The sequence below is a fragment of the Streptosporangiales bacterium genome, from assembly GCA_009379825.1.
In the GTDB taxonomy this organism is placed as follows: Bacteria; Actinomycetota; Actinomycetes; order Streptosporangiales; family WHST01; genus WHST01.
On record WHTA01000037.1, the window covers coordinates 19,189 to 41,521 of the forward strand.

The 22,333-nt window shown below is 69.6% G+C and carries 23 protein-coding genes and 6 pseudogenes; 14 read left to right on the forward strand and 15 right to left on the reverse strand.

What is annotated here, in order from left to right:
• Positions 1-79: 79 nt before the first annotated feature.
• The 4 genes and pseudogenes from GEV07_17845 to GEV07_17860 all read right to left on the reverse strand — a co-directional run bounded on the left by GEV07_17845 (position 80) and on the right by GEV07_17860 (position 3,244).
• A complete protein-coding gene (locus GEV07_17845) occupies positions 80-1,441 on the reverse strand; it encodes a TrpB-like pyridoxal phosphate-dependent enzyme (GenBank protein MQA04497.1) in 1,362 nt (453 codons plus the stop codon).
• Positions 1,442-1,518: 77 nt separating this feature from the next.
• Positions 1,519-2,062 (reverse strand): annotated as a pseudogene (locus tag GEV07_17850) (dihydrofolate reductase).
• A 115-nt stretch (positions 2,063-2,177) separates the two neighbouring features.
• Entirely contained in the window at positions 2,178-2,444 is a 267-nt protein-coding gene (locus tag GEV07_17855; GenBank protein ID MQA04498.1) for a hypothetical protein, read from the reverse strand.
• A 14-nt stretch (positions 2,445-2,458) separates the two neighbouring features.
• Entirely contained in the window at positions 2,459-3,244 is a 786-nt protein-coding gene (locus GEV07_17860; protein ID MQA04499.1) for an MBL fold metallo-hydrolase, read from the reverse strand.
• Between the two features lie 17 nt (positions 3,245-3,261).
• Between GEV07_17860 and GEV07_17865 the strand changes: the two genes are divergently transcribed.
• Entirely contained in the window at positions 3,262-3,897 is a 636-nt protein-coding gene (locus GEV07_17865; protein ID MQA04500.1) for a TetR family transcriptional regulator, read from the forward strand.
• Positions 3,898-4,017: 120 nt separating this feature from the next.
• Here GEV07_17865 and GEV07_17870 read toward each other — a convergent pair whose 3' ends face one another.
• Positions 4,018-4,734: a hypothetical protein gene (locus GEV07_17870; protein MQA04501.1), complete on the reverse strand. Its 717-nt coding sequence runs from the start codon at positions 4,732-4,734 to the stop codon at positions 4,018-4,020.
• 108 nt (positions 4,735-4,842) lie between these two features.
• On the opposite strand from GEV07_17870, the gene GEV07_17875 reads away from it, so the two are divergent.
• Together GEV07_17875 and GEV07_17880 are read left to right on the forward strand one after the other, a co-directional pair.
• A complete protein-coding gene (locus GEV07_17875; GenBank protein MQA04502.1) occupies positions 4,843-5,241 on the forward strand; it encodes a hypothetical protein in 399 nt (132 codons plus the stop codon).
• Complete coding sequence (locus tag GEV07_17880; protein ID MQA04503.1) at positions 5,207-5,629, forward strand: hypothetical protein; 423 nt, start codon at positions 5,207-5,209, stop codon at positions 5,627-5,629. Before GEV07_17875 ends, GEV07_17880 begins: the two co-directional genes overlap by 35 nt.
• 9 nt (positions 5,630-5,638) lie before the next feature.
• On the opposite strand, the pseudogene GEV07_17885 reads toward GEV07_17880, so the two are convergent.
• A pseudogene (locus tag GEV07_17885) lies at positions 5,639-6,511 on the reverse strand (NAD-dependent epimerase/dehydratase family protein).
• A 36-nt stretch (positions 6,512-6,547) separates the two neighbouring features.
• Between GEV07_17885 and GEV07_17890 the strand changes: the two are divergent.
• The gene (locus GEV07_17890; protein ID MQA04504.1) at positions 6,548-7,105 is read left to right on the forward strand and encodes a TetR family transcriptional regulator; all 558 of its coding nucleotides are present in this window, start codon (positions 6,548-6,550) and stop codon (positions 7,103-7,105) included.
• A gap of 281 nt (positions 7,106-7,386) precedes the next feature.
• On the opposite strand, the gene GEV07_17895 is transcribed toward GEV07_17890, so the two are convergent.
• From GEV07_17895 to GEV07_17905, 3 genes are read right to left on the reverse strand one after another with little or no spacing between them, the layout of a single operon-like run.
• Positions 7,387-8,211, reverse strand: coding sequence for an ABC transporter permease (locus GEV07_17895; GenBank protein MQA04505.1), 825 nt, complete (start codon positions 8,209-8,211; stop codon positions 7,387-7,389).
• Positions 8,208-9,029: an ABC transporter permease gene (locus tag GEV07_17900; protein MQA04506.1), complete on the reverse strand. Its 822-nt coding sequence runs from the start codon at positions 9,027-9,029 to the stop codon at positions 8,208-8,210. The genes GEV07_17895 and GEV07_17900 overlap by 4 nt, the downstream gene beginning before the upstream one ends.
• Positions 9,026-10,018, reverse strand: a complete 993-nt coding sequence (locus GEV07_17905; protein ID MQA04507.1) for an ATP-binding cassette domain-containing protein — start codon at positions 10,016-10,018, stop codon at positions 9,026-9,028. The genes GEV07_17900 and GEV07_17905 overlap by 4 nt, the downstream gene beginning before the upstream one ends.
• A gap of 78 nt (positions 10,019-10,096) precedes the next feature.
• Between GEV07_17905 and GEV07_17910 the strand changes: the two are divergent.
• Positions 10,097-10,693: pseudogene (locus GEV07_17910) on the forward strand (TetR family transcriptional regulator).
• 25 nt (positions 10,694-10,718) lie between these two features.
• Here GEV07_17910 and GEV07_17915 read toward each other — a convergent pair.
• Positions 10,719-11,351, reverse strand: a complete 633-nt coding sequence (locus tag GEV07_17915) for a response regulator (GenBank protein ID MQA04508.1) — start codon at positions 11,349-11,351, stop codon at positions 10,719-10,721.
• Positions 11,348-12,733 carry a hypothetical protein gene (locus GEV07_17920; protein ID MQA04509.1) on the reverse strand — a complete coding sequence of 462 codons (1,386 nt, stop codon included), beginning with the start codon at positions 12,731-12,733 and terminating at the stop codon, positions 11,348-11,350. Before GEV07_17920 ends, GEV07_17915 begins: the two co-directional genes overlap by 4 nt.
• On the opposite strand from GEV07_17920, the gene GEV07_17925 reads away from it, so the two are divergent.
• Together GEV07_17925 and GEV07_17930 are read left to right on the forward strand one after the other, a co-directional pair.
• Positions 12,732-13,115: a DUF1707 domain-containing protein gene (locus GEV07_17925; GenBank protein ID MQA04510.1), complete on the forward strand. Its 384-nt coding sequence runs from the start codon at positions 12,732-12,734 to the stop codon at positions 13,113-13,115. The two genes, GEV07_17920 and GEV07_17925, sit on opposite strands and share 2 nt — an antisense overlap.
• Entirely contained in the window at positions 13,112-14,011 is a 900-nt protein-coding gene (locus tag GEV07_17930; protein ID MQA04511.1) for a hypothetical protein, read from the forward strand. Before GEV07_17925 ends, GEV07_17930 begins: the two co-directional genes overlap by 4 nt.
• A 232-nt stretch (positions 14,012-14,243) precedes the next feature.
• Here the strand turns inward: GEV07_17930 and GEV07_17935 are convergent.
• Positions 14,244-15,078 (reverse strand): annotated as a pseudogene (locus GEV07_17935) (SUMF1/EgtB/PvdO family nonheme iron enzyme).
• 134 nt (positions 15,079-15,212) lie between these two features.
• On the reverse strand, positions 15,213-15,524 hold the full coding sequence (locus GEV07_17940; GenBank protein ID MQA04512.1) for a metal-sensing transcriptional repressor: 312 nt from the start codon (positions 15,522-15,524) through the stop codon (positions 15,213-15,215).
• 365 nt (positions 15,525-15,889) lie between these two features.
• Here GEV07_17940 and GEV07_17945 point away from each other — a divergent pair, with 365 nt between their 5' ends.
• The 3 genes from GEV07_17945 (at position 15,890) to GEV07_17955 (ending at position 17,882) form a co-directional block, all read left to right on the forward strand.
• Positions 15,890-16,315, forward strand: a complete 426-nt coding sequence (locus tag GEV07_17945; GenBank protein MQA04513.1) for a hypothetical protein — start codon at positions 15,890-15,892, stop codon at positions 16,313-16,315.
• Positions 16,316-16,383: 68 nt separating this feature from the next.
• Positions 16,384-16,683 (forward strand): DUF427 domain-containing protein, encoded by a 300-nt coding sequence (locus GEV07_17950; GenBank protein MQA04514.1) that lies wholly within the window; start codon positions 16,384-16,386, stop codon positions 16,681-16,683.
• Positions 16,680-17,882 carry a hypothetical protein gene (locus GEV07_17955; GenBank protein ID MQA04515.1) on the forward strand — a complete coding sequence of 401 codons (1,203 nt, stop codon included), beginning with the start codon at positions 16,680-16,682 and terminating at the stop codon, positions 17,880-17,882. Before GEV07_17950 ends, GEV07_17955 begins: the two co-directional genes overlap by 4 nt.
• Here the strand turns inward: GEV07_17955 and GEV07_17960 are convergent.
• Positions 17,879-18,411 (reverse strand): annotated as a pseudogene (locus GEV07_17960) (redoxin domain-containing protein). The gene GEV07_17955 and the pseudogene GEV07_17960 sit on opposite strands and share 4 nt — an antisense overlap.
• Before the next feature lie 532 nt (positions 18,412-18,943).
• Positions 18,944-19,279 (reverse strand): NrdH-redoxin, encoded by a 336-nt coding sequence (locus tag GEV07_17965; protein ID MQA04516.1) that lies wholly within the window; start codon positions 19,277-19,279, stop codon positions 18,944-18,946.
• A gap of 149 nt (positions 19,280-19,428) precedes the next feature.
• On the opposite strand from GEV07_17965, the gene GEV07_17970 reads away from it, so the two are divergent.
• The 4 genes and pseudogenes from GEV07_17970 to GEV07_17985 all read left to right on the forward strand — a co-directional run bounded on the left by GEV07_17970 (position 19,429) and on the right by GEV07_17985 (position 22,333).
• Entirely contained in the window at positions 19,429-19,989 is a 561-nt protein-coding gene (locus GEV07_17970) for a redoxin family protein (protein ID MQA04517.1), read from the forward strand.
• Positions 19,986-20,834, forward strand: coding sequence for a cytochrome c biogenesis protein CcdA (locus GEV07_17975; protein ID MQA04518.1), 849 nt, complete (start codon positions 19,986-19,988; stop codon positions 20,832-20,834). The genes GEV07_17970 and GEV07_17975 overlap by 4 nt, the downstream gene beginning before the upstream one ends.
• A 34-nt stretch (positions 20,835-20,868) precedes the next feature.
• Positions 20,869-21,273 (forward strand): MerR family DNA-binding protein, encoded by a 405-nt coding sequence (locus GEV07_17980; protein ID MQA04519.1) that lies wholly within the window; start codon positions 20,869-20,871, stop codon positions 21,271-21,273.
• Between the two features lie 128 nt (positions 21,274-21,401).
• Positions 21,402-22,333: pseudogene (locus GEV07_17985) on the forward strand (SDR family NAD(P)-dependent oxidoreductase).

Sequence of the window (22,333 nt, forward strand, 5' to 3'; positions counted from 1 at the left end):
CCTGTCACGCGATCGAGCGATGCGACACGTCAGAGAACCGTGCGGCCCCGGCCACTCACGAGGTGGCCGGGGCCGACACTCAACCCGCCGGCTGCGGGACCGTCCGCAGCGACGCCTGCAGGGCTTCCTCGGTCAGGTCGTTGTCGACGATCTGACCGGCGAGGTACGCGTCGTACGCCGCGAGGTCGAGCATGCCGTGTCCGCACAGCGCGGTGAGGATGACCTTCTCTTCGCCGGAATCCTTGCAGGACAAGGCTTCCCGGACACATGCGGCAAGCGCGTGCGTGGGCTCGGGTGCCGACACGATGCCTTCGGCGCGGGCGAACTGCACGGCCGCGGCGAAGCACTCGCGCTGCGGGATGGCGACCGCCTCGAGCAGACCGAGCTCGTAGATGTGACTCGTGAGCGGCGCCATGCCGTGGTACCGCAGGCCGCCGGCGTGGATCGGGTCGGGGACGAAGTCGTGCCCGAGCGTGTGCATCTTCAGCAGCGGCGTCAGCCCGCTGGTGTCGCCGAAGTCGTACTCGTACGTGCCACGGGTCAACGACGGGCACGCCGCCGGCTCGACCGCACGGATCACCGGTGACATCCGCCCGGCGAGCTTCTCCTGGATGAACGGGAAGGTGAGGCCGCCGAAGTTCGAGCCACCACCGGTGCAGCCGACGATCAGGTCGGGCATCTCGCCGGCCCGTTCGAACTGCAGCAGCGCCTCCTCGCCGATCACCGTCTGGTGCATCAGTACGTGGTTGAGGACGCTGCCGAGCGAATACCTGGTGTCGTCGGCCTGCCCGGCGACCTCGACCGCCTCGGAGATGGCCAGCCCCAGGCTGCCCGGATGGTCGTCGGGGAACGCCCGGCCGGACTCGGTGAGGCGCGAAGGCGACCGGTGCACGGTGGCGCCGTACGTCTCCATCATCATGCGGCGGTACGGCTTCTGGTCGTAGCTCGCACCGACCTGCCACACCTCGCACTCGAGGTCGAACAGCGCGCAGGCGAACGCGAGCGCCGTGCCCCACTGGCCGGCGCCGGTCTCCGTGGTCAGCTTCCGCACGCCCGCCTGCGCGTTGTAGAACGCCTGCGGCACCGACGTGTTCGGCTTGTGCGAGCCGGCGGGGGAGACGCCCTCGTACTTGTAGTAGATGTGCGCGGGCGTGCCGAGTGCCGCCTCCAGGCGGTGGGCGCGGTACAGCGGCGACGGCCGCCACAGCCGGTACGCGTCCTGCACCTCGGCGGGGATGTCGACGTACCTGTCGGTGGTGACCTCCTGCGCGATCAGGTCCATCGGGAACAGCGGCGTCAGCGCGTCCGGGTCGATCGGTTCGCGGGTGCCCGGATGCAGCGGCGGTGGGGGCGGCTCGGGCAGGTCGGCGCACAGGTTGTACCACCTGGTCGGCAACTCGGACTCGTCCAGGACGAACTTGTGCTGATGGACGGTGCTCACGACAACCTCCCGACACCCACGGCGAGTGGTCGTCCCATCTTCACTCCAACCGCCGCTCCCGTCGACCCACGCTCTGGTCAGCTGGCGTCCGGTGCGTAGACGAGGTGCAGGACGCCGGTCTGGAAGGTCTTCGAGCTGAGCAGCTTCAGCGGCTGGGTCGGGGTGTCCTCGAACAGCCGTTGGCCGTGGCCGACGGCGATCGGGTGGACGAGCAGGTTCAGCTCGTCGAGCAGCCCGTTGGCGAGCAGCCAGCGAGCGGTCGTCGCGCAGCCGGACATCTGGATGTCGCCTGTTGTCCGTTCCTTGACCTCGCGCAAACCGGTGGCCACGTCGCCGGAGATGATCGTGGTGTTGTTCCAGTCCGCCTGTTGCAGGGTGTTCGACAGGACGTACTTGTCGATGTCGTTGATGAACGTGGCGAAGTCCTGGTCCGCGTCCGCCGCCGGCCAGTACTCGGCCCACTCCTCGTACAGCTTGCGGCCCATCAGGAACGCCCCAGCGGACTCCATGCCGACCCCGATCGCGGCGCCCATCTCGTCGTTGAAGTACGGGAAATGCCACTGGTCCGGCGACTCGACAACCGTCCAGCGAGATGAAGAAGTTCGAGACGATCTTGCCCATTGGTCTGCTCCTCGGCCTCGGGGGTTTCGCAAGGTAGACCGCAACGGACGCAGGAACTCATCGCTGCGCGGAGAACCTCGTGAGCTCGCCGACCACCTCGTCGTGCAGATGAGTCTCACCCAGCGCATAGCGGCGCCGAACTTGCGCGGACTGGCCGAGCTGTTTCCACGATGGCGGCGGTCGTCGTGCCGTTGCTGGCCGCGTCCTCCTCGGTGACGACCGTGGGGACGCCGAGCGATCGGGAGACCGCGGTGACCCATGCGGCTGTCTGGAATGCCGCGTCGAGCGCGGCTCTGTCGATGTCGCGTCGGTCCGGCCCGTAGAAGTCGGACTGCATGTCGATGACGAGCAGGTACGAGTCGGTGACGTCGAGGAAGGTCATCGTCGAGGGCCCTTTCAGTCGGTCTGGAGTCGGGAGCGCAGGTACCTCGTGGCGATTTCGTGTGCACGCGCGGGGCTGATCGCCGTGCCGTGACCCGGGTAGACGACGTCGCAGGCCGTGGTTGACAGGCGCTGCATCGTCGAGCGGTACTGCGACACGTCCGATCCGGCGACGGTGTCTAGCACGCCGTCGTAGAGTGCGTCGCCGCTGAACAGCGTTCCCGCGTGCTCGTCCAGCAGGCCGATGCTTCCCGGCGAGTGTCCCGGTAGATGGACGACGGTGAGCTGCCTGTCGCCGAGGTCTATCCGGTCGCCTTCCTGCACGGTTCGTGTTACGGCGGCTGGGCGGATCGCGAAGGCGGCGGGATCGAAACCGGGAGACGGGTAGGTTTCGACCGGCACCTCGGGCAGGGCTGCGATGAAGTCGGCGTCGGCGATACCGAGCAGGGCGAAGAGCTCGCGGGCGAACAGGCTCGTGGGTCCTGGACGCTCGACCATGTCGGCCTCGGCCGGATGGACGGCGACGTCGGCGAACTCGTACGCGCCGCCCGAGTGGTCGAGGTGCGTATGGGTGACCACGAGCATCGGGTCCCTGTCGAAGAGACCGGGAAGGTTCGCGCGCAACGACACAAGCCCGAGCCCGGCGTCGACGAAGACGTCTCGGTCGGTGCCGCATACCACGCGTTGGCCTGCAGGAGCGGGTCGACGAGCGGCTCGAAGATGCGGGTCACGGCCGGAGTGACTCGTTCCGTCCTGAACCAGCGGCTGTCGCACACGAGGCCACCTATTTTGGCCACACATTTAATACGCTGCCTATCGTGAAGTCAACGGCAGCGAAGAGGACACGTAAGGAACCGGCCCAACGGCGAGCGGAAATCATCGAGGTCGCGGTCGCCCTGGCCGACGAGATCGGGTTGGACCGGCTGACCGGGCGCGACATTGCCGCGCGAATGGGTGTCGCGCCGGGCCTGCTGCACCATTACTTCCCGCAAATCGACGACCTCATCGTCGAAGCCTTCCGGCACGTGGTGACGACCGACATCGAACAGCTGGCCGATGGCCTCGACGACCTGCCGGCGACCGAAGCGCTCACCGAGTTCCGCACGCGCTCCCTGGCGCGGCGCCGGGAAGCGGTCCTCGCGCTGTGGATGAGCGCATGGGTAACGGCCAGTCGGCGTCCAAAGCTCGCGCGCGAGGTCGACCGTCAGATGGCGGCCGGAGTCGACCTCCTGGCCCGCGTGATCGACAAGGGCAGGCGGGCTCGGGAGTTCGCCACCGACGACAGTGCGCAGAGCGCCTGGCGGATCCTCGTCACGCTAGCCGGCATCGCAGTCCAGCGCTCGATTCGCCCGGCGACGCAGCGCGCCGACGATCTGAGCCATGTGGTCAGGGAGGTAGCGGAACGCGAGCTGGATCTGTCCGCGGGAACGCTGGCAAACGACACGCGCGAGTGAGAGGCGCCCTGCAGTGCCAGGGTAGGCATTGCATGGCTGCGGTGCCTCAGGCACGATGCCGCCCTACAGGTCACGCTTGCCAGCGTCCGAGCCACTCGGCGGCACCGGTTGTGGTGGTCGCTAGTCGCCGGTGACGGTGCGGCCGAGCGAACGGTGACCGGCCTGGGTGGGGCTGAAGGCGAGGTCGAATGCCACGGGTGCGGCGATCGCCAGGGCGTGCAGCGGTTGGGCGGGGCGGGCGTGCAGCTGGAGTACGTAGCAGCCGAGCACCCGCCCCGGACCAAACGCTCCCGGTTGCGCGTAGCCGCCGAGCTTGTGCACGCGGCCGATCGGGGTCTTGGCGGCGTCGGTGAGGGTGAACCCGAGCAGCCGCGTGTTGTCGGAGACGAGCTCGCCGAGGTCGCGGCCGCCGGCCTGCAGGCCGAGCCTGACCTTGCCCATGACGTTCTTCTGTTGCAAGACACCGATCTCGCCGCCTGCGGGGGCGGTCAGCGTGACCTTGCTCTTCCACACCTTCTTGTGCGCGAGCCGCGCCCAGGGCGTTCCGTACGGGTCGAAGAACGCGATCCGGTCGGTGTTCGCGTGGTCCATCAGCTCGCCGAAGGAGTTCTCTGCCGGGTCGAGCTGCTCTGCGGTCAGCTCGTGGCAGCGCCCGACGACCATGCCGGCCGGGCTGAGGATGCTGTACCGGAGTCCGTCTGCGAGGTCGGTGACCCACTGGTACAGGATCAGCAGCGGCTCACCGAACAGTGTGCCGTCGCCTGCGCCGACCGGCTGAACCCGCGCATGGGCGAGGATCTCCCGGATCTGTGCGTCCTCGAGGCGGTCGGGATACATGCCGACAATATATCGGCTGCGGGCAGAAAATTGGTCCGCACAACCACGCCCTGGCGACGACGGCCGCCGGGAGCGTTACCCACCGGATCGTTTCTCGACCTTCGAGCCATGGGGTCGCCGATGCTGTGGGGTGCACGTCCGGTCTTCGCGACCTTGTCCGCGTTCGTCATGCTGGTGGCCACGTTGACGGTCACGACGTCGGCTTCGGCTGCCCAACGGGACAACGTCCGGGTGTCCATCGCCAACGTCGAGGGCAGCCGCATGCCGCCGGTGGGCAAGTTCCTCGGCAACCGGAAGCCGCACGTCATGGTGCTCACTGAGGTGTACAAGGCGCGCAAGCACCTGAGAGCCGTCGCCGACCGCAAGGGCTACCGGCTGCGGCAGTACACCACGCAAGTGTGGGACCGAGGCTCCGGGCGTAGCGCTGCTCATCCGCAACGGCGTGCAGATCAAGAGTCGCGTCCTCCTGAAGATGAGCCAGCCGTGGTGGTGGCCGAACGCGGGTAAGCGACACGAGCCGCGGCGCTACCCGGCGGTCGACCTGCGCGTGTCCGGCCAACGGTGGCTCGTCATGGGCGTGCACTACCCGCCGGGCGGCCCGGCTGGGGGCATGAAGGTCAACCACAAGAACCGCCGCGCATGGCTCGAGTCCAAGAGGGCCGTGCAGGCGTACGCCGCCCGCCACCCGAACCCGCCCGTCCTGGCCGCAGGCGACCTCAACGCGTACGCCTCGGAGTGCCGCCACCACTTTCCCGGCTTCGAGGTGGCCAAGGGCGGCAAGGTGGACCACGCCATGGCCAAGAAGGACCGCGGCGTCCGCCTCGAGTGGGTCAACCGCGACAAGGCTCCGGTTGGCCACGGCTGGGCGACGTTCAAGTTCAGCGCCCCCGGGTAACGACGAGGGTCACTTCGACAGCGCGTGGGCACCGGCGGCGATGTCCTCGAGGAGCGTCGGTCCGCTCGGTGTCCAGCCGAGCAGCTCCTGGGTGCGTGTGCTCGACGCGGTGACGTCCATGCCGAAGAAGCCTCCGATCCAGCCGAAGTGGGCCTGGGCGTCCTCCGCCGCGACCGACACCGTCGGCAGGCGAGGTAGTCGCCGATGCCAGCGGCGATGTCGCGGGAGGCAATGCCGCCCTCCGCCACCGCGTGCACCCGTGCACCCGGAGGGGCTTTCTCCAGCGCGAGTCGGACCGTCCGCGCGGCGTCGCAACGATGCACGGCCGCCCACCGGGTCGAGCCGTCGCCGATGTAGCCGGCCGCTCCGCGTTCCTTCGCGATCCCCATCAACGTTCGCGGTAGCCGCACTGCTCGCCACCGGCCGGACCCCGCGGTCGGCGTAGGACAGGGCGAGGTTCTCGCTGCCGCCACGCATCGAGTCGGCACCGTGGCGCGGTGACTCGTCGTCTTCCGTCAACGGGCGCCCGGTGACACCCGATGCCAGCCCGGAGGCGAGCAGGAACGGCCGGTCGCTGCCCTCGAGCGTGTCGAGCATCCGCAGGACGGCGGCGTGCTCGCTGCGACCGGCGTCGACGTAGTCGGTGAAGTCGTGCTTGAAGGCGAGATGGATGACCCCGTCCGACGCCGCGGCCGCCGCGGCCAGGCCGTCGAGGTCGTCGAGGCTGCCGCGGTGGGCGGTGACGCCCTTCGCCGCGAGGGCGGCGGCCGTGTCGTCGGAGCGGGCGAGGCCGATGACGTCGTGGCCGTGGGCGAGGAGCTCGTCGGTGACGGCCGACCCGATCTAGCCGGAGGCGTCGGTGACGAAGACGCGCTCTAGCACGTGATGTCAGTGGCTGTAATCACTAGACTCCATGGCATGGGTCGATGGGAGCCGGACGCGCAGGGGCGGATGATCCGCGCCGCGATGGAGCTCTTCGCCGAGCGAGGGTTCGAGCAGACGACCGCTGGCGACATCGCCGAGCGTGCCGGCGTGACCGAGCGCACCTTCTTCCGGCACTTCGCCGACAAGCGCGAGGTCCTCTTCGACGGTTCCAAGACCATGGAACGGACGGCGCACGACGCGATCCTGGCCGCGCCCGCCGACCTCGCACCGTTGGACGCGGCGCTGGCCGGGATGGTCGCGGCCGGCGGCCTGCTCGAGGACCGTCGCGACCACATCGTACGCCGCTCCCAGATCGTCGCGGCCAACCCGAGCCTGCACGAGCGCGAGCTGCTGAAGCTCGCGGCGCTGACCGATGCGACAGCCGAGGCGTTGCGCACCCGAGGGGTCGCCGAGCCCACCGCCAACCTCGCCGCCCACAGCGCGGTGACCGTCTTCCAGGTGGCGTTCGCGCGCTGGGTCGCCGCGGAGGAGCGGCCCGGCTTCGCCGCCTACATCGCAGCGGACGCAGCGGCACTACGCGCCCTGAGATAGCGGCTCAAACTCGGTCGATGCTCCCGTTCACGCCCCTTTGCCTTCGAGCAGGGCGGCCGAGCGTGACGTGCTGCTTGGCGGGCATGACGGTGTCGAGACCGAACCAGATGTCGTCGTTGCGTCAGGATGTGGCGGCATAGCTCGCGGCTCGCTGTGCGGAGAGCAGCGCTTCGGCGTCGTGCAACGTGGCGTCGTTGATGGCGCCTTCGAACGCGATCGCGTTACCGTCGCCGACGTCCTTCCCGCGGAGAAGGAAGGTCAGCCGTCATGATATGGCTGCCTCAGTAGCGGCCGAGGGTGCCGCGGTGTTTGGCGATTCGTTCGCCGAGGCCGAAGGCTGCGATCCCGGTGGCTAGGTAGGTCAGCGAGACGGTGAGGAGCCAGACGAGGCCGCCCTGGCCCCAGGGGTCGGTGACTGGCTGGTCGGTGAACAGGGTCCGGTAGAGGCTGCCGACCCCGTCGGTGAGTGGGAAGAAGTGGCCGATCGTCGCCCACCAGTTCGGCACCGTGATCAGCGGGATGGCGCTGGCGCTGAAGAGCATCACCATCGTCAGTACGAAGTCGTTGGCGAGCTGGATCCGTTTCCAGACCAGGGTCGCTCCGGCGATGATCAGCGATACCCCGATGGCGGCCAGCGTGATCAGGAATGCCGGGATCAGGGCGGCGGCGTTCCAGTCGATCCGGATGTCGGTGAACGGGGCCACGATGGCGAACGTGCCTGCGGCGACGAAGAGCGTCTCGATCAAGGCGGCCACCACTCGCCCGGCGGCTGCTACCAGCCAGGACGGGAGTGGTGAGAGGTAGACCTGCTCGATGGTGCCGGTCTGGATCTCGGCGAGGAGCCGCCAGAACATCTTGACGACTTGCATGTAGAAGAAGGTGAACGGCAGGAACCAGACGAGCATGATGGACACGGTCTCGCTGTCGAGGGTCCATTCGACCTGTCCGCGGACGATGTTCTCGCCCGCGCCGAGCAGCGGCCCGAGCAGCAGGATGAACACGCCGAACATCGGTAGTTCGATGAGGATCTGCAGCCGTTCCGACCAGGCGAATCGCAGTCCCTTGCGGACCTCGTTTCCTACGGCGACGAGGAATCTCGGCGTCATCGGGGACTCACTCCTCCCTCGCTCTTGGCCTTGCGGATGTTGCGTGCATAGACGGTGAGGCCAATTGCGACGAACACCGTTGTGTGGACCAGCAGGAGCGGCAGCGTTCCGTCTGCCCAGGCGGCCGACAGCGGCTCGCCGGCGAGCGTGGTGTTAAGCGCCTGGACTCCCACGGCGGTCGGGATGAGCCGGGCGGCGGCTTCCAGGGCGTCAGGGAAGACGGAGATCGGTACGATCATGCCGCCGAAGAACATGATCACCATGTTGAACACATGGGTGATGGCGCCGATGCTCGCGACCCGCACCGTCATCGCGACGATCAGCAGGCCGTAGCCCATGGCGTCGAGGAGGGTGAGCAGCGCCGGGACGATCGCGGACGGGTGCGGCGCGTACTGCAGGCCGAAGGCCGCGACGAAGCCGATCCAGAGGACGGCTGCGGCGGCCATGCCCTGCAAGGCCAGTGCGGTGACTCTGCCGAGGACGCTCGTGATCGCTGTGATCGGGCTCAGCTGCGTCTGTTCGAGCGTGCCGCCGTTGATCTCTTCGGCGATGCCGCCCGCGCCTTCGACCGCCAGGGCTGCGGCGATCACCACCGCCATCAGCGCCGGCAAGGTGCGGATCATGAGGTCTTCGACGACGTGCCCGCCACCGATGAAGAAGTTGACGCCCAGGTAGACGGCGGCGTTCATGAGCATGCCGACGACCGCCATAGCCCAGCGTCGCTTGGCCAGGCGCAGTCCCTTCCCGACCTCGTTGGCCCACAGGCGGATCTGCGGGGCCGTGCTGGTGGCGTGGGCCGGGATCACCGCGGTGCTCATACGGCGCGCTCCTCCGCTGCGGGCTCGTCGTGGACGAGCCGGATGAAGACCTCTTCGAGGCTGGGCTGCGCCTTGGTCACCGCCGACAGTGGAGCGCCGGTCTCCCTGAGCTTGTCGAGGAAGTCGTACAGCGCCCCGGTGTCGGCGTCGGGCAGGACGACCTGGGTCGCGGCGCCGTCCTGGCTGACCCTCGCGCCCTCAGGAAGCGAGGCGCGCAGGCCGTCGAGCGGGGCGTCGAGGCGTACCTCGAAGCGGTTCTCCGCGTGGCGGGCCAGGAGTTCGGCCGTGGGCAGGTCGGCGATGATCTCGCCCTGCCTGATCACGGCGATCCGGTCGGAAAGTTCCTGGGCAGCCTGCAGCTGGTGCGTGGTGAGCACGATGGTCTTGGCCTCGTCGCGGGCGAGGCGACTGATCCAGTCCTTGAAGGTCCGGGCTGCCTCCACGTCGAGGCCGAGGGTCGGCTCGTCGAGCAGGAGGATCTGCGGGTCGCTGATGAGCGCGGCCGCCACGGCCACCTTCTGCTGCATACCGCGGGAGAACCCGCCGACGACCTGGTGGCGCCGGTCCCACAGGCCCAGCTCGGTCAGCAGGCGTCTCGCCCGCGGTTTGATCTCGGCGCCGCGCAGGCCCTTGAGGCGGCCGAAGTACATCAGGTTCTCCCAGGCCGACATCGGCCAGTAGACGTTGCGCGACCCCTCCAGCACCGCGCCGACGAGGCGGACGGCCGCGGCGCGTTCGCGGCGGATGTCGTGACCGCCGATACGGACAGTGCCCGCGGTGGGCGTGATCAGTCCTGCGGTCATCTTGATGATCGTGGTCTTGCCCGCGCCGTTGGGGCCGAGCAGGCCGATGACCTGGCCCCACGGCACGGACAGGGTGGTCGGCTGGACGGCCGTGAGCGCCTTGTCACCACGCCCGTAGGTCTTCGCAAGCCCCAGGAGTTCGATCGCGTCGGTCATGACGCCTCCAGACTTATGCCATAAGTTCATAGCCGAAGCTATGACTTATGGTGTAAGTTGTCAAGGGTGGCGACGAAGATCTCCGAGGCGGAGGCCAAACGCGAGCCGCTGAGCAGGGATCGCATTCTGCGCGCGGCCCTGCGCTATATCGACGAGCACGGACTGGAGCAACTGAGCATGCACAAGCTCGGTACCGTCCTCGGCGTCGAGGCCATGTCGTTGTACAACCACGTCGCGAACAAGGGCGACGTGCTCGACGGTGTCGTCGGTGTCCTTTGGGAGGAGGTCGAGACGGCCGCCGACCCGGGCGGGGACTGGCGGGAGAACTATCAGCGCTTCGCCCGCGCGATCCGCGACGTGCTTGGCCAGCACCCCAGGGCCGTGCCGCTTGTGCCGTTCCGGCCGGTCATGACCAACGCCTCGCTACGGGCCGTCCAGACCCAGGTCGCGGTCGCCGTGGAGTCCGGGGTGGACACCCCCGAGGCGTATGCGCTGCTGCGCACCGTCACCTCCTACGCGCTCGGCCATGCGGCGATCTACACGAACTGGGAACTGGCGTGCGCCTCCTGCGCCCCCGCGGTCACCGACCTGTTGCGCGCGGACACCCCCGACGAGCTCGCCGCGGTCGCCGAAGTCTTCTGCGGCCAGTCCGACCCTGAGGCCCAGTTCGAGCTCGGCCTCGACCGCATGCTCCGCGACCGCTGACGACAGCGACCGCAGGTAGCCGTCCTCACCGGCCGGTATCCAGGTAGCCGGCGTCGGTCGCGGCGACGACCGCGGCGGTACGGTCGTCCACGCCGAGCTTGGCGAACACATGCAACAGGTGCGTCTTGATCGTGGACAGGCTCAGGTGCATCGTGCCGGCGATCTCCTTGTTCGTGCATCCCGCGGCGACGAGCCGAAGGATCTCCGTCTCCCGACGGCTCAGCCCCTGCGACGCCGGCGCCCGCACCTGGTTCATCAACCGGGTGGCCACCCGTGGGGACACCGCCGACTCACCTCGGGCCGCCGCCCGAACGGCGGCGAGCAGGTCGTCATGGCTCGCGTCCTTCAGCAGGTAGCCGGTCGCACCCGCGCCCACCGCCTTGGCGATGTCGGCGTCGCTGTCGTATGTGGTGAGCACGAGCACGCGGACGTCGGGTAGCCGCCGGCACAGGCTCGCGGTGGCGGTCGCCCCGTCGACCTCGGGCATCCGCAGGTCCATCAGCACGACATCGGGGCGCAGGGCGTTCGCCAGCGCGAGCGCCTCCGCACCGTCGCACGCCTCACCCACCAGGTCGACGCCGTCGGCCTGCTCGAGCACCGTACGCAGACCCAGCCGCACCAACGGATGGTCGTCGGCGACCAGCACCCGGACCGTCATGCGACCGGCACCTGTGCCGCCACCGACGTGCCCGCACCCGGCGCACTTTCCACGGTCAGCGAGCCACCTACCGCGGCGACGCGCTCGTGCATGGTCGCGAGCCCGAGTCCGCCGTCGCGGCCGGCCACCGCGGACACGGTTGGGTCGAAGCCGGCACCGTCATCGGTGACGTCGAGGGCCACCACGTCACCGATGTACGACAGTGTCACCGTCGCCTCCCGGGCCCGGGAGTGCCGGCGGACGTTCGCCAGGGCCTCCTCCGCCATGCGCAATAGCGCGGTCTCCGTCCCCGCCGGTAGCCGCCGCGGGTCCCCGGTGACCTCGGTCCGCACCGCGATGCCGGCCTGCCCGGCGAGACGGTCGGCCACCGTGGCGACCGCTTGGTGCAGTGTCTGCTGCTCCAGCGCCTCCGGGCGCAGGTCCCACACCAGGCCGCGGACGTCGTGCAACCCGCTGCGCGCGGTCGTCAGTGCCCGGTCCAACGTCACAGCCGTCTCCGGTGCACCGTCCCGGTACGAGGTCCGCGCGGCCTCAAGCAGCAGCACGATGCTGGCCAGGTTCTGGGTGAGCGTGTCGTGCAGGTCCGCGGCGAGCCGGCCGCGTTCGGCGAGCACACCGGCGCGGCGCTGCTCGGTGGCAAGCTCCGCGCGCGCCGCCGCCACCTGCCTGTCCAGGTATACGCACAACGCGACCAGGCCGAACACGGCGGCAGTCCCGGTGACAGCACCGAGGCTCATACCCTGCCAGTTCAGCGGGCCACCGAGTGAACCCTGCACACCGGACGCGAGCACGGTCACCGTGACTACCGCCGTGACGACTCCCAGGGCAACGCGCCAGTCGAGGTACCCGAACAGCTGGGCGACCATGACCACGCCGACGACGCCGTAGCCGCGGTCCACGGCCAGCAGCCCGATCCACAGCACCGTGCCGACCAGGAGATAGGCCAGCAACGCGGCACCGGAACGCTCCAGCCGCTGGAACGCCCGCAGGTTCCAGTAGCCGTACCACCCGCCGAACGCGGCGGCGAGCAGAACGGTGACTGGCCACAGTCTGGTCGCCGAGAGCAGCGCACCGACGCTGGCCGCTGCCAGGGCGAGGTAGAGCACACCGTGGCACGACCACGCCACCAGCTGGCGCCGCCAGGCACGACGAACTGGCCCACCGGTACCCACACGCGCTTCGGCAGGAGCAGATGGTGCCTGTTCAGCACTCACGACGCTCCATTGCACCACGGTTTCGCCGTCTCCGGTATCGACCAGACGACCGATGCCTTGGGTCGACCGAACGGCCGCACCGAACCGGCGGCACGACCGATGGGCACAGCGTCGAGCCGGCTGGAGGCTGACGGATAGACCCGGATATGCGAGGTGACCTATGGCCATGGACCCGTCGACACGAGTGTCCGACCGGGATCGCGACACCGTGCTTCGGCTACTCGGCGAGCAGGCTGCCCTGGGCAGGCTGACCTACGCCGAGCTCGACGAACGCACCGACGCCGCACTGACCGCCCGCACCTGGGGTGACCTGCACGCGCTCACCGCCGATCTCCCGGTCGATGCCGTGCTGCGCGGCGAACCGACCGAACCCCCGCCCCAGCGCCGTCGCAGGTCTCGGCTGTGCCTGCTCTGCCTGGTGCCGTTCGTGCTCGCCGGGCTGGCCGCCAGCCTCGGCACGGTCGGACCGGTGGGGCTGCTGGTGGCGGTCCCGCTGTGCATCGTGATCGCTGCGAAGGCGGGCGGGAGCCCGAGGTCGTGGTGCCGATGAGGACCGCGGCGATCACCGGCGAGCGTATCGTGCTTGGCAGGGACGCCGGTGTCTACGGGCGCATCGCGCGGGTGCTGGTCGGCGCGTGGCTGCTGCTCGCCGGCGTGGACCAGGTGACCGGGCCGGGCCGCGGCGTCGGCGACGTGGCCCTGGCGATCGGCGTCCTGGCCGTTGGTGCGCTCTTCTACACCGCCGTGATGTACGTGCTCGGCGACCGAGTGTTCGCGCGGCTGAACCCGTGGACCAGCACGGCGTTGCTCCTTGCCCCGATCGTCACGGTGGCCGTGCTCGACGAGGTCACTGCACTGCCGGCGCCCATGCCCGCCGCGGTCTACGGCTATGCCGGGTTGTCGAGCGTGTTGATCGGCATCGCCGGCTACGGCGGATGCGAGGTCGTCGGGCTCCCCGTCGTCGTGCTGCGGCGCAGGTACACCGTCTACTGCGCGATGAACGCCCTCGACGCCGCCGAACGGCCGCTGACCCGGGCGTCGTCGACGACCACGCGCGCTGTGACCGGCGTACCGGCATTGCTCGGCGGACTCCACTACCTCCTGCTGCAGCCCCTGCTGCATCTGGCCGGCGTCCAGGTGCCGTTCGACCCGCGCTGGCCGGTGCTGCTGTTCCTGCCCGCGATCGTGCTGCTGGCGCGAGCCGGCTGGTCAGGCGTCCGCCGCACGGGCTGGTCCACCGCAAGCACCGCCACCCGCAGCTCCGCTGCAGGTGCCCTGGGCCTCGCCGTCACCGCCCTCGGCATCCTCGCCTTCGGCAGCCTCCTGTTCGCCTACGTCACGCTCACCGCGGTCATCTTCCTCACCGGGATCGCCGCCGCCGCCCGTCAAGCTCTGGACACCCGCCATCGGCGCCCCGGTCGATCCGGCGCACGTGACTTGGCCTGACACTGCCGCGCAGGCGAGGAGTCGCGGCGGGTGGTGGCGCCGGCATGGCCGCCGGGAACTCGACCAGGTCGGTGTGGAGCTGCTGTGCGAAGGCGGCTCGCCCAAGGTCCGGTGCCCCCGGGATAACGTCCACGTTGGTGGTGATACCGGGGACGCCGTACGGCGGCTGCGCCACTTGCCAGGCGACGCGCACTCACTGTGTAACAGGGATAGCGATCGCCGCACGGCGTGCCTACGTGACGGTGTCGGCGGCGCAGCGGAAGCCGGGGTTGCCGGTGGAGCTGTCGGGGGTGTTGTGGGTGCGAGCGGCGACGCGGTAGCGGTTGCAGTGGGAGTGGTGGCACAGGTAGCTGCCGCCGCGGATCACCCGGGAGTCGCCAGTGTCCGGGCCCGTCGGGTTCTTCCTGGTCTCGGGGCGGTCGTCGGCGTGCCAGGTGGTGTTCCAGTAGTCGGCGCACCACTCCCAGACGTTGCCGGCGACCTCGTAGAGCCCGTACCCGTTGGGGGCGAACGATTTCACTGGTGCGGTGCCGAGATGGCCGTCGTCGGCGGTGTTGTGGGTGGGGGACCGGCCCTGCCAGATGTTGCACCGCCAGCGTCCCCGTGGGGTGAGCTCGTCGCCCCACGCGTAGCGGGCGCGTTCGAGGCCGCCGCGCGCGGCGCGTGCCCATTCCGTTTCGGTGGGGAGTCGCTTGCCGGCCCAGGCGGCGTAGGCGTACGCGTCGCGCCAGGAGACGTGCATCACGGGGTGCTGCGGCCGGTTGGTGATCGAAGAGTCGGGGCCTTCCGGGGTGCGTCAGGTGGCGCCTTCGACGGCGAGCCACCATGGCGCGTCGGGAATGGTCGCGTCCAGGACGTCGTGCCTGTGGTCCGGGTCGACGAACGCCCCGAACACGAACGACCAGCGGAACTGTTCGGCGTCGGTGACGTAGCCGGTCGCCTTCACGAACGCGGCGAACTGTCGGGTTGGCCACCGTGGTCGGGTCGATGTGGAACGGCGCCAGCTCGAGGGTACGCACCGGCCCCTCGCCGTCGTCGGGGAAGGCGTCGGCATCGTCGCCACCCATCTGGAACTGCCCGCCGGGGATTCGCACCATCTTCCTGGTGACCGCACGCGGGTCACGTTCGGGCGGAGTGAGCCCGAGCTCGACCTCGGCGACGTCGAGGTCCCGTCCTGAGGACGGGCCGCAGCATGCCGACATCACTCATCTCCGTCCGCGGCGTCGTCGGTTGTCGGCGGCGGCCGGAAGACGACCTTGTCGTACTTCAGTGTCTCCATCAGCTCGTCCACGATCTCCTCGGTGCGACCCTCGCGCATCGCCTTGGCCACGCAGGTCTCCAGGTGGTGGCGCAGGACCTCGCGGCTGGTGCGTTCGAGCGTGCCCTGCACCGCGGAGAGCTGTTTCATCACGTCGGGGCAGTATGCCTCGCGTTCGACCATGCGGATGATGCCGTCGAGGTGTCCGCGGGCGGTCTTGAGCCGGTTCGCCACTCGCCGATGGTGCTCTGCCATGACCTCACCCTAACCCCACCGGGGGTGGGGTTAGGGCGAGCGGATGAGCGCGGTGTCGTGGTCGAGGTACGTGACCGGGTTCCACGATTCCCGGCCTGGGATCACCGAGCGAGTGCTGCGGCGTGCCCGTTCGGCCGTCGGCGACCCGTACGACTGGCTGTTGGCCGCTGTTCCTGGCGAGGCGACGGTGCTCGACCTGGTGTGCGGTAGCGCGCCGCTGTCGCTGCGGGCTGGCCAGCCCTATCTGGGCTTGGACGCCTCCGCTGCGAAGCTGCGTGCGGCTAGGGACCGGGGTGCCACGGTCGTACGGGGATCCGCGGATGCGCTGCCGATACGGACGTCCGCCGTGGACGCGGTCGCGTGCGATGGCGTTGCAGGTCGTCGAGCCGTTGGCGGGCGTGCTCGCCGAGATCGGGCGGGTGCTGGCGGCTGGCGGGCGGTTGGTCGCGACGCTGCCGGCGGACGGACCGTTGCGGCCGACCGACGTCGTCGAGGTCGGCGTGCTGCTCGCTGCGCTGGGTCGACGGCTCGGCTACCCCAACGATGCCGACTTGCGGCGGCTGCCGGAGCTGTTCGTTTCGGCCGGCCTCCGTCCGGTTGTGGACGAGCGGCGCAGGTTCGAGTACCGGCTCGACGACGCCGCGGCCGTCGACGTGTTCCTGTCCTCCCTGTACTTGCCTGGTATCGCGCCGGCGCGGTACGCGGCGGCACGGCGATGGCTGCGTGTCCTGGTGCGGGCGGGCGCCGTGCTGCCGGTGCCGATTCGGCGGGTGGTCGCGGTCCGTACGTGAGCCGGCTCACTGACCGGCGCTCGCGCCGGACCTAGCGTGGTCGAGATTTGCGGAAGGGGGTACAGCGCATGACGGTGCGAGCAAGGTGGAACGGCGTGGTGTTGGCGGAGAGCGACGAGACGCGGATGGTGGAGGGCAACCACTATTTTCCGCCGGCGTCGGTGCGGCAGGAGTGTCTCGCCAAGACCAGGCTGCATACCGTGTGTCCGTGGAAGGGCGTCGCGTCCTATTACACGGTCACCGTAGACGGTGTGTCGAACAAGAATGCCGCGTGGTACTACCCGAGGCCGTTCCCGCTGGCGCGGAAGATCAAGAACTACGTTGCGTTCCATGGTGACGTCGAGATCGTCGAAATGGGGGAGTCATGACCGAGCAGGTGGACGTCGTCGTCCTCGGCATGGGCGTCGGTGGTGAATCGGTCGCGGACACATTGGCGGGGAAGGGGCTCGACGTCGACGGCATGGCCGGGCATGCGTCGGTGACGCCGGACTGGGCGCCGGTGGCGACCAGGATCCGTGAGGAGGCGACGACCGACTGGGACGATCGCATCGCGGTGGAGCGGTTCACCGGCGCGGGTGGGACGTTCGTCCGCGGCCGTGGCCGGCTGGTCGGCACCGGCAAGGTGGAGGTCGACGGCGTGACGTACGAGGCGCGCCGCGGCGTCGTGATCGGCACCGGCACGGTGCCCGTCGTGCCGCCGGTCGACGGGCTAGCGGACACGCCGTACTGGACGAACCGTGACGCGATGAAGGCGACTGAGCCGCCGGAGTCGTTGCTGGTGCTCGGTGGCGGCGCCGTGGGTCTGGAGGTGGCGCAGGCGTTCGCCAGGTTCGGCTCGGACGTCACGGTGGTGGAGGCGCTCGACCGGCTGCTGCCGGTGGAGGAGCCCGAGGTGTCGCACGTCGTGCGGGATGCGCTGGAGCGCGACGGCATCGCCGTGCGCGCGGCCAGCCGGGCGAGCCAGGTGAGCTACGACGGTGAGCGGTTCGCCGTGAAGCTGCACGACGGCGCTGTGCTGTACGCGCAGCGGTTGCTCTACCGACTGCTCGTCCGCGGCGAGCCGGTACCCGTCGAACGGCTGGCCGCCGAGACCGGCTGGGATGCCGGGCAGCTGCGTGGTGAGCTGACCCGGCACCCCGGCACCGACTGGGACGGCGACCGGGTCGCCGGATTCAACCTCACCCTCCGTCCGACACCGCACCGGATCGCCCTCGACGGCACCACCGTGTACGCGTTCTGCGCCACCGGTGCGATGGAGATCCTGATCGCACTCGGCCGCGCCGGGACTATCGACTCGCCGTGCGCGGCAACCGGTACGAACGTGTGCGTCGAGATCACACCCGACGGCGTCGTGGTGGACCCGCCGGAGGCCGTCGTGTCGAAGGTCCGGCCGACGGGGGAGCTCGCCGACGTGCGTCGCGACGTCTGCGGCCTCGGCCACTTCTTCAGCTCACCGGACGCCGCCACCGACTGGCTGGCCCGCAATCCGGCAGGCCGGGTCGACCCGGTGGCCGACGAGTTCGAGATCACCCGGCGCGCCCTGCGCGAGGTCGGCTGGGCCGCCTAGTCGCCCTCGTCCTCGCCGATGCCATGCTCGGCGAGGACGGACGCGACCTCGGGGCTGGGTGGCTTGCCCGCCACCCAGGCGCCGTCGGTGGCGGCACCGGCGTCGAGGAGTGCCCGTACCGTGCCCACCCGGGTCCGGTTGCGGGTCGTCACCGAGGTGCAGGCCGCTGCCCAGACGCCACGGGCGACGGCCGGCCAGGTTCGGGGATCGAACACCGCTTGGGTGCGGTCTCGACGCCGAACTCGACGTAGAGTTTCCCCTTCGGGTCGGCGACCACGGCGAGCGGCAGGTCGGCGTGGTACTGCGCGATCGACTCCGCGGTGGAGTGGAAGACGACGACTTCCTGGATGCCGGCAGCGGCGATCTCGTCGCGCCTGCTGGTGATGGAACGTAGGTGCAGGTTGCAGACCGGGCATCCGGCGTACCGGCGGAACTGCAGGTGTACCAACCGCTTCGGGTCGGGGATCCGGACGAGGTCGCCCCACGCGGTCTGCACGCTGTGGGTTGGCACGGTGTCGCCGGCTGCCAGTTTCGTCGGGATGCACGAGCCAGTACATCCGGTCCGACCGCGGTTGCCGCCGGACCACCACGTCGACTGTACCGCCGCCGGTCACTGTCAACCGGGTTGCGAGCTGCCTGGTCCAGGCGACGCGTTCGGCCGCCAGGTCGACCAGCGGCGCACGGTCGAGGAACCGCAGCACGGTACGTCGGGGCAGCTGCGGCAGCAGCCCGACCACGGTCAGTGTCCGGCGCTGGGCGTCCCAGCTGACCTGTGCGACCTGCTCCCACCCCCAGAGTGCCCAGCTCTCCGTACCGTCGGCACCGGTCAGGCGATGTAGTGCAGCGTCGGTGACGACGACGGACGCCTCCTCGGCGTCACAGGCGTAGGCAAGAACTCGCTCGCCGGGTGCGAGCTCACGAAGTCTGCGAACAGCGGGCGGCCTGCGTACCTGGTTCGCCAGGTGCTCGAACGTGCGCCGCCACGCGTCCCACCATCGCCGGGTCGGCACAGGCGGGGCCGGTACGTCGACGGCCGGGCCCGCGTGCGTAGCCATCGCCGGTCACCTGGCACGCTGCCACGGCCAGCGGAGCTTGCGGGGTTCCGCCGCGGTGGCGAGGTCGGGGAACTGTTCCCTGACCGCGGCGCGGACGTCCGCGACGCTGGGGTTGACCAGGGCGACGGTGCCGACGAAGACGGTGGGTACCGTCTCGTTGCCGCCGGCCACCGAGCGCACCCGGGCAGCTGCCTTCGGGTCGGACCAGATGTTGACCTCCCGTAGCGGCAGGTCGGTCTTGACCAGGCCGCGTCGAAGCATGGCACAGAACGGGCAGCCGGGTCGCCAGTAGAACTCGACCACCCGTTGCCTGGTGCCCTCGGTATGCCCGCTGATCGTCATCGCAGTGCTCCTCCCATGGTCTGGTCACTACGTGGAGAACACCGCGCGGCGAGATCGATCGCCGCAACTGTCAGCATCACGACAGTCTGCCCAGCGCATGATGCTCGGTCTGTGACCGGGCTCACGGAAGCAGCGCCAGGACTACCTGCATAGTTCCAGCAGGCGACGATGATCAGCGTGGAGGCAGCGTGCTGCAATGGGTCCGATGGCGCCTGGCCGTGCTGCTCGCCGTGGTGATCCTGGCGGGCATCGGTTGCGGCACCGGTGACTCCGGCTCCGGCGCGCCCGCATCTACTGGAACGCCGAAGAAGCTCGACTTCACTGCGACGACGCTCGACGGCAAGAAGTTCGACGGCACAACGCTTGCGGGCAAGCCGGCGGTGCTGTGGTTCTGGGCGCTGTGGTGCCCCACCTGCGGGGCGCAGGCGCCGCACGTTGCCGACCTCGCGGAGGAGTACCAAGGCGAGGTCACCTTCGTCGGCGTCGCCGGACTCGACGACAAGCCGCAGATGAGGAAGTTCGTCGCACGCACCGGTGTCGACGGATTCACGCATCTCGCGGACGACTCCGGCACGGTGTGGAAACGGTTCGGCATCACGGCACAGAGCACCTACGTGCTGCTCGACGCCAAGGGCGCCGTCGTGCAGTCCGGCTACCTCGAGGACGACGAGCTGTCGAAGCGGGTGGCCAAGCTGGCGCGGTCGCGATGAACGAGGTGCCGCTAGCGCTGGCCGCGGCGGCCGGTGCTCTGGCGGTAGTGAACCCGTGCGGGTTCGCACTGTTGCCGGTGTACGCGTCCCTGCTGGTGGTCGGTGAGCCGCCGGGCCGGCTCACCGCGGTGTGGCGCGCACTGGGGTTCAGCGCCGCGATTATCGCCGGGTTCGTCGCGGTGTTCGGCGCCTTCGGGCTGCTCGTCGCACCGTTGGCGGGCGCTGCGCAGCAGCACCTGCCGTGGGTGACGATCGCGCTCGGGGTGCTGCTGATGGCGGCCGGTGGCTGGCTGCTCGCTGGCCGGTCGCTGCCCTTCCCCGCGCTGCATCTCGGACAAGGGCGCCCAGTCAGCCGGACGTTCCCGTCGATGGCGCTGTTCGGTGCGGGGTATGCGTTGGCGTCGTTGAGTTGTACCGTCGGGCCGTTCCTGGCCATCGTGGTCTCCAGCTTCAGTACCGGCTCCGCCGCCGCCGGGCTCGGCCTGTTCGCCGCCTATGGCGTCGGCATGGCGCTCGTGGTCGGCGCGGTCTCCCTCGCTGTCGCGTTGGCGCGGATGTCACTGGCCCAGTGGCTGCGACGCACCGGGAGACTCGTGTCGCGGCTGGCCGGCGGTCTGTTGGTCGTGGTCGGCGGTTACGTCGCCTACTACGGCTGGTACGAGATCAGGTCGCGACGGGCCATCGTGGACGATCCGGTGATCACGGTCGCGGCGACGATCCAGCGCTGGCTCGCCGGCTTCCTCGATCGGCTCGGTGTCACCGGTGTGTTCGCCGCATTCGCCGCACTGTTGCTCGTCGGGTTGGCGGTGGGCTGGTTCCGCCGCCGCGCACGCCCCTCGAGTTGACTCGATACTCCGGTACCGGGTCTAGCGTGACGGCATGCGTACCGGAGAGGTTGCCGCGCAGGCGAACGTGAACATCCAGACCCTGCGCTACTACGAGCGCCGGGGATTGCTTCCCGAGCCGCCGCGCCGGGCGTCCGGGTATCGGGTCTACGGACCGGACGCGGTGGAGGTCGTGCGATTCATCAAGCGTGGGCAAGAGCTCGGCTTCAGCCTTGAGGAGATCGAGTCGTTGTTCGACCTGATGGCGGGCGGGCCCGACGACTGCGACCAGGTCCGCAATGTCGCCCGGAGGCGTATCGCGCAGCTGGAGGCCCGGATCACCGACCTGCAGGCGATGCGCGACTCGCTCGACGAGCTGGTGGCCACCTGCCATCTGCCCCGCGCCGAACGGCACTGCCCGTTGCTCCGTGCGCTGGGTTGCATGGGACCGAGGGTGTGAGGGAACCATGACGCAACACGCGCGCGCTAGCGAGTTGGAACGCTCGGCCTCGCTCCTCTACCGTGACGAGCTGCGTCCGCTGGTCCATCCTTGGTGCGCCTGAGGGGTGTCTCGACGGACGGGTCGCGATCGTCAGCGGAGCGGGCAGGGGAATCGGCCGCGAGCACGCCCTGCTGCTCGCTGCCGAGGGCGCAAAGGTGCTCGTCAACGACCTCGGGGCCGCACCCGATGGCTCCGGTGGTGACACTACGGTCGCCCAGGCGGTGGTCGACGAGATCACGGCCGAGGGTGGCCAGGCGGTGGCGAACAGCGACAGCGTCGCGGACTGGCAGGCTGCCAAGCGGATCGTCGACACGGCGGTAGAGACGTTCGGTGACCTGCACGTCGTCGTGAACAACGCCTGGCAGGGGCGTGCGCGGACGCTGCTGAACACCACCGAGCAGCTCTACGACGCGTTCTTCGCCGTGCACCTGAAGGGCAGCTTCGCGATGACGCGGTGGGCCGCCGCCTACTGGCGGGACCAGGCAGCCGTCGGTGTGGACCGGGCAATCGTCAACACCTCCTCCGGCGCCGGCCTGCACGGTACCGCCGGGTCGAGCGGGTACGCCGAGGCCAAGGCCGGCATCGCCGCGATGACGATGGTCGCCGCGACGGAGCTGGAACCATACGGGGTGCGCGTCAACTGCATCGTGCCGACCGCCCGCACCCGCGGCAGCGACGACGTCCGCGTCCGACGTGACTCGCTGCCGTCGTCGGTGGACGGGTTCGACGTGTTGCACCCGGGTAACGCGCACCGTTCGTCGCGTACCTGGCCACGGCGGACTGCACCTTCACCGGCCAAGTGTTCGCGGTCTCCGGCGGTTCGGTCGGCATGTACCAGGGCTGGTCGATCGCGCGCGAGGTCCGTTCCGACCACCGGTGGGCGGTCTCCGAGCTCGCCATCGCCATGGACGGCCTGCCGCGGGAGATCCCGGTACGCAAGGATGCCGGGGCGGCCATGACGGCCAGCTGCAGCGCCGAGACCGAGGCGACGCCGAAGACCCGGTTGGGGTTCGGCTGA